This window comes from Pseudoroseomonas cervicalis ATCC 49957, assembly GCF_000164635.1.
Classification (GTDB): Bacteria; Pseudomonadota; Alphaproteobacteria; order Acetobacterales; family Acetobacteraceae; genus Pseudoroseomonas; species Pseudoroseomonas cervicalis.
The window spans coordinates 780,307-785,630 of sequence record NZ_GG770778.1 but is presented as its reverse complement, the minus strand read 5'-3'; the positions used below and the strand labels follow the sequence as shown (position 1 = coordinate 785,630).

Annotated in this window: 5 protein-coding genes; 3 read left to right on the top strand and 2 right to left on the bottom strand. The window is 72.7% G+C overall.

Features of this window, described 5'->3' with window-relative positions:
- A partial coding sequence (locus HMPREF0731_RS25310; protein WP_007004112.1) for a dienelactone hydrolase family protein occupies positions 1 to 353 on the bottom strand: 353 nt, incomplete at its 3' end.
- Positions 354 to 620: 267 nt separating this feature from the next.
- On the opposite strand from HMPREF0731_RS25310, the gene hemB reads away from it, so the two are divergent.
- Positions 621 to 1,622 carry a porphobilinogen synthase gene (hemB, locus tag HMPREF0731_RS10585; protein WP_007004111.1) on the top strand — a complete coding sequence of 334 codons (1,002 nt, stop codon included), beginning with the start codon at positions 621 to 623 and terminating at the stop codon, positions 1,620 to 1,622.
- A gap of 124 nt (positions 1,623 to 1,746) precedes the next feature.
- Positions 1,747 to 2,052: a YXWGXW repeat-containing protein gene (locus tag HMPREF0731_RS10580; protein ID WP_007004110.1), complete on the top strand. Its 306-nt coding sequence runs from the start codon at positions 1,747 to 1,749 to the stop codon at positions 2,050 to 2,052.
- A 237-nt stretch (positions 2,053 to 2,289) separates the two neighbouring features.
- On the opposite strand, the gene HMPREF0731_RS10575 is transcribed toward HMPREF0731_RS10580, so the two are convergent.
- On the bottom strand, positions 2,290 to 3,405 hold the full coding sequence (locus HMPREF0731_RS10575) for an alpha/beta hydrolase (protein ID WP_007004109.1): 1,116 nt from the start codon (positions 3,403 to 3,405) through the stop codon (positions 2,290 to 2,292).
- Between the two features lie 209 nt (positions 3,406 to 3,614).
- Here HMPREF0731_RS10575 and HMPREF0731_RS10570 point away from each other — a divergent pair, with 209 nt between their 5' ends.
- On the top strand, positions 3,615 to 5,132 hold the full coding sequence (locus HMPREF0731_RS10570; protein WP_051014731.1) for an aldehyde dehydrogenase family protein: 1,518 nt from the start codon (positions 3,615 to 3,617) through the stop codon (positions 5,130 to 5,132).
- The last annotated feature ends 192 nt before the right edge of the window (positions 5,133 to 5,324 follow it).

Genomic DNA, 5,324 nt, shown 5'->3' with positions numbered 1-5,324 from the left:
GCCTCGGCCCCCGCCGGATGGTCGGGGCGGCCGCAGGCGGGGCCGAGGCCACGACTGCCGAAACTGTCCGGCAGCAGCACGGGATGGCCGGCTTCCAGCAGGCGCCGGGTCCAGTCGCGCTCCCGTGCCGGGGCGCGCAGCTGCTCCACCGTGCCGAGCCCGGCGCAGCCATGCAGCGCCACCACCGGCACGCCGGGCGGCGCGCCCTCGGGCGGCAGGGCCAGCAGGGCGCGCAGCGTGACGCCGCCGGGACCGGGAATCTCGGCGTTGCGATACGCCTGCGCGCGCGCCAGGCCCGGCCCGGCCAGGACCAGGGCCGAGAGGGTCAGGACCAGGGCGAGGGATCGGCGCATGCCAGGACTCCGGGAGAGGCGCGCAGCATGCCGCCCGCCGCGCCGCCGCCCCACTGTCTTTTTCGCAAGAAAGCGGCGCCGGCCATGGCCGCCATGAGCCGGCGACATGGAACGCCAACCGATTCCGTGGCAGGAGGGGGCGGGCAGGATGATCCTGCCGCTCTCGGCCGAGGGCTCCGGGCGAAGGCCCGCCGCGCCACCGGCCCACCGCCACTCGGCGGCATCCCGGTCCCCCGGCCCGGGCCCCGCCGCCGCCGGAGCCTTCGCATGATGCCTGCCCTCGGGTCCTTCCCCGCCACCCGCCTGCGCCGCAACCGCCATGACGCGGCGACGCGCCGCCTGGTGGCCGAGCACCGCCTCTCGGTCGACGACCTGATCTGGCCGATCTTCCTGATCGAGGGCGAGGGCCAGGTGACCGAGGTGTCCTCGATGCCCGGCGCCTACCGCGTCACGCTGGACCGGCTGGCGGCGCATGTGGCGCCGGCGGTCGAGCTCGGCATCCCCGCCATCGCCCTGTTCCCGGCGACGCCGGCCGAGCGCAAGGACGCCGAGGGGACGGAGGCGAAGAACCCCGAGAACCTGATCTGCCGCGCCACCCGCCTGCTGAAGCGCGAATTCCCCGACACCGCGCTGGTGGGCGACGTCGCCCTCGACCCCTACACCGACCATGGCCATGACGGGGTGCTGCGCGACGGCTATGTCGCCAATGACGAATCCGTCGCCGTGCTGGTGGCCCAGGCGGTGAACCAGGCCGAGGCGGGGATCGACATCATCGCCCCCTCCGACATGATGGATGGCCGCATCGGCGCCATCCGCACCGGGCTGGACGGCAAGGGCCTGGTCCACACCCGCATCATGTCCTACGCGGCGAAATACGCCTCGGCCTTCTACGGCCCGTTCCGCGACGCGCTGGGCTCGGGCGGCGCGCTGAAGGACGACAAGAAGACCTACCAGATGGACCCGGCCAATTCGGACGAGGCGCTGCGCGAGGTGGCGCAGGACCTGGCCGAGGGCGCCGACATGGTGATGGTCAAGCCGGGCATGCCCTATCTGGACATCGTGCGCCGGGTGAAGGACCGCTTCGCCGTGCCGACCTTCGCCTACCAGGTCAGCGGCGAATACGCGATGATCATGGCCGCGGTGCGCAATGGCTGGCTGGACCACGACAAGGCGATGCTGGAGAGCCTGCTGGCCTTCAAGCGCGCCGGCGCCGATGGCGTGCTGACCTACTTTGCCGTCGAGGCGGCGAAGCGGCTGCGCCAGGGCTGAACGGCCCGCCGCGAGGCGCCCGCGCGGCGCCTTGCGGCGAAGACATCCCGCCTCCACTTGGCCTTGGCCGTGCCACTGCCCAGTCTCCTTTCGTGCGTTCCACGCCGCGAGAGGGAGTGCCCCGATGATCCGCCGCACGCTGCTGCAGGGCCTGGCCATTGCCGGGCTGAGCATCGCCACCGCCTGCGCCCAGCCGGCGCCGCCCCCCTACCCCCCGGTGCCCGAGCTGCGGCGCGAGATGCAATTGCCGCCGCCCCCCGCGCCGGAGCGCTATGTCTGGCAGCCCGGCCATTGGCAGTGGGAAGGCCGCGCCTATGAATGGGTCGCCGGCCGCTGGATCCTGCGCCCGGTGCATGGCGCCGAATGGGTGCATGGCCGCTGGGTCTGGGGCAATGCCGGCTGGACCTGGCTCCCCGGCCATTGGCGTTAATCTTTCGGGCTGCCGCCGTCGGGTGGTGAAGCGGGACGCGGCAGCCAGGCGGCGCGCCCGTGGTGCCCAGGCTGGGCCGAACGACAGAGGGGCGGACCGTATGGCCCGCCCCTTTTTCATGGCCGCATCACATGCGGAAGGGGCGGCCCCGCAGGCCCGCCCCTCCACCGTCAAAACCGCCACCGGTGGCAAGGTGCAGCGTCCCGCCTCCCCACCCGACGGCGGCAGCCCGGAAAACTAACGGGTGGGGATGACGACGGCGGGGGCCGGCAGGGCGAAGGCGGAGCGCAGCTCGCCGGCCATGAAGCGCTGGGCGGCGCCGGCCTGGGCCAGCACATTCGGGTCCACGCCGAAGAATTCGTGGGTGACGCCGGGGAAATCCTGCCCGACCACCTGCACGCCGCTCTGCCGCAGCCGGTCGGCCAGCAGCAGGCTGTCGCTCTGCAGCGGGTCGATCCCGGCCGAGACGATGATGGCCTTGGGCAGGCCGCGCAGCTCGGCCCGGCCATAGACGTTCAGCCGCGGATCCTGCAGCTCGGCCGGCAGGCTGGTGTAGTGGCGGAAGAACCACTGCATCATCGCCGCGTTCAGCGGCTTCGCCATGGCGTCGCGCTGGTAGGAGGGCGTCGTCATGTCGGTGCCGGCCACCGGGTAGATCAGCCCCATGGCGACCGGCAGCGGCGTGCGGCCCTCGCGCGCCGCCATGGCGACGTTGATGGCCAGGTTGCCGCCGGCGCTCTCCCCCACCACGGCGACGCGGCTGAGGTCGGCGCCGAGCTGCGCCGCGTTCTGCAGCGCCCAGACATAGGCGGCATAGGCGTCCTGGTGCGCGGCGGGGAACTTCGCCTCCGGCGCCTGGCGGTAATGCACCGCCAGCACCACCGCCTGGGATTCGGCGGCGAGCGCCCGGGCCGAGGCGTCATAGGCGTCGAGCGAGCCGATCACGAAGCCGCCGCCATGGTAGTAGACGATCAGCGGCAGCAGCGGGCGCGGCGGGTCGCCGGCGCGGCGCGGCTCGACCGGGCTGTAGACGCGGGCGGCCATGGGGCCACCCAGGCCCGGGATCTCGATATCGCGCACCACCGGCAGCGGGCGCGGCGCGTCGGGGCGGCCGAGGGCGCGCAGCCGGTGCTTCACCGCATCGGCCATGCCGGGCTGCAGCCGGGCCTCCTCGGGGCGCAGCGTCTCGATCGGCTGCGGCCGCAGCGCCTGCAGGCTCTCCAGCAGCGCGCGCATCTCCGGATCGGCACGGCCGGTGGGGTCGGCGGGCGGCAGCGGCTGCGTCTCGGTGGCGCAGGCGGCCAGCAGCCCCAGCGGCAGCATCAGGCTGGCGCGGCGGGAAAGCTGGATCATGACGGCATCTCCTCGGGTGGCCCGCCGGGGATGCGGCGGGCAGCGCCGGGGAAACACGGGCTCTGCCATCCGGGTTGCGCAGCCGGAAAGTCTGCGCCGGGCCGGGTTGCGCCGCCGGAAAGGCCGCGCCGGGCCGTGGCCCAGGGTTGCCGGGCGGCGGCGCGCATCGCATGGTCTCGGCCGAACGAACCCAATCGCGGGAGGACAGCATGCCCGACACCCACACGCCGGCGGCCGCGCCCGAGGCGCCCTGCCTCGACCCCTTCGCCCTGGCCCGCGCCCTCTCGGGCGCGCATCTGATCGGCGGGCGGCTGGTGCCGGCGCGCTCCGGCCGCGTCTTCCCCGTGGTCAACCCGGCGACCGGCGAGGCGGTGGCCGAGGCCGCCGATGGCGACGCCGCCGATGTCGAGGCGGCGGTGAGCGATGCCGCCCGCGCGCAGAAGGACTGGGCGAAGCTGCCCGCCCGCAAGCGCGGCGCGCTGGTGGCCCAGGCGGCGGCGCTGATCCGCACCCATGTCGAGGAGCTGTCGCGGCTGGTGGCGCTCGAGACCGGCAAGGCGCTGCGCACCGAGAGCCGTGTCGAGGCCAACAACGTCGCCGACATCTTCGATTTCTTCGCCGGCCTCGGCGGCGAGATCAAGGGCGAGACGGTGCCCTTCGGCCCGGAGGTGCTGAACATCACCGTGCGCGAGCCGCTCGGCGTGGTCGGCGCCATCATCCCCTGGAACATCCCGATGATGCTGCTGGCGCTGAAGGTGGCGCCCGCCCTCGTCGCCGGCAACAGCGTGGTGGTGAAGTCGGCCGAGGAGGCGCCGCTCGCCGTGCTGCGCATCGCCGAGCTGATGAACCGCGTGCTGCCGGCCGGCGTGTTCAACCTGCTCTCGGGCCAGGGTCCGGAATGCGGCGCCCCGCTGGTGGCGCACAAGCTGGTGAAGAAGGTGACCTTCACCGGCTCGGTCGAGACCGGCAAGCTGATCTACAAGGCGGCGGCCGAGAAGCTGATCCCGGTGACGCTGGAGCTCGGCGGCAAGTCGCCGATGATCGTCTTCGCCGATTGCGACTTCGAGAAGACCGTGCAGGGCGCGCTGACCTCGATGCGCTTCACCCGCCAGGGGCAGAGCTGCACCGCGGCCAGCCGCATCTTCGTCGAGCGGCCGATCTTCGACCGCTTCGTCGAGGAGATGGCCAAGCGCGTCGACGCCATGGTGATGGGCGACCCGCTGGACGAGAAGACCGATATCGGCACCATCATCTCGCCCGGCCAGTTCGAGAAGGTGAAGACCTTCATCGAGGAAGGCCGCGCCACGGCGGGGGCGACGGGACGCGCCTGCTCCGCCATGCCGACCGACGCCGCGCTGAAGAAGGGGCTGTTCATCCAGCCGCATATCTTCACCGGCCTGACCAAGGAGAGCCGGCTGGTGCGGGAGGAGATCTTCGGCCCCGTCACCTGCATCTTCCCCTTCGACGAGGCGGAAGCGGTGCTGGCCGAGGCGAATGACACCGAGTTCGGCCTGGCCGCCAGCGTCTGGACCAGCAACCTCAAGATCGCGCTCACCTTCGCGCATCGCATCGAGGCGGGGCTGGTGCAGGTGAACCAGAACCTCGTCGTGCAGCCCAATCTTTCCTATGGCGGCGTGAAGGCGTCCGGCCTGGGCAAGGAGGCCAGCCTGGAATCGATGCTGGAGCACTTCACTCACAAGAAAACGATCATGGTGAACATGAGCTGAAGGAAGGCGCACTCGATCGTCACCGCCGCGGCGCGCGCCGCCGGGCTACTCTGCCCGCATGAGGATTGCGGGATCGGCAGCACCGGCGCGGCGTGGCGCCGCATCACCCGGGATGGCGGCATCCGGGATGGCGGCCGGCCCCGCCTTTGCGGCGCGGGAGGGCGGCCCCGGCATGCCCGGCCCCGCCGCGGG

Bases quoted from the DNA above. Each gene is read 5' to 3' on its own strand.
- HMPREF0731_RS10580 (WP_007004110.1), top strand. From the start codon at position 1,747: ATGATCCGCCGCACGCTGCTGCAGGGCCTGGCCATTGCCGGGCTGAGC.
- hemB (WP_007004111.1), top strand. From the start codon at position 621: ATGATGCCTGCCCTCGGGTCCTTCCCCGCCACCCGCCTGCGCCGCAAC.
- HMPREF0731_RS10575 (WP_007004109.1), bottom strand. From the start codon at position 3,405: ATGATCCAGCTTTCCCGCCGCGCCAGCCTGATGCTGCCGCTGGGGCTG.
- HMPREF0731_RS10570 (WP_051014731.1), top strand. From the start codon at position 3,615: ATGCCCGACACCCACACGCCGGCGGCCGCGCCCGAGGCGCCCTGCCTC.